Genomic DNA, 304 nt, shown 5'->3' with positions numbered 1-304 from the left:
CGCGAGATTGCGCAGTCGGTATCGGTGGTCACGCGCGAACAGCTCGACGACCAGCGCGTGACCGATGTGACCGAGGCCCTCAAGCTCACGCCCGGCGTGGTCGTGGCCAATACCGTGGGCGACTTCTATTCGCGGGGCTTTCAGATCACCAGCATGCAGATCGACGGCGGCGCGCCGCTGGCTTTGGGCGCCTACACCTATTCGCCGCAGCAGGACATGGCCTTCTACGACCGCGTCGAAGTCATGCGCGGCGCCTCGGGCCTGCTGGGCGGCGTGGGCGATCCGGGCGGCATCATCAACGCGG

General features: G+C 67.4%; 1 protein-coding gene. It reads left to right on the top strand.

The genetic code is table 11. The features are described from left to right. Positions 1-304 (top strand): TonB-dependent receptor plug domain-containing protein (locus L995_RS18200; protein ID WP_047472887.1); only part of this gene is annotated, 304 nt, incomplete at both ends.

This window comes from Delftia sp. ZNC0008 (assembly GCF_000799035.1).
GTDB classification, from domain to species: domain Bacteria; phylum Pseudomonadota; class Gammaproteobacteria; order Burkholderiales; family Burkholderiaceae_C; genus Comamonas; species Comamonas tsuruhatensis.
Note: the sequence above shows the minus strand (reverse complement) of the source record. Positions and strands in the feature narration are given on the sequence as shown.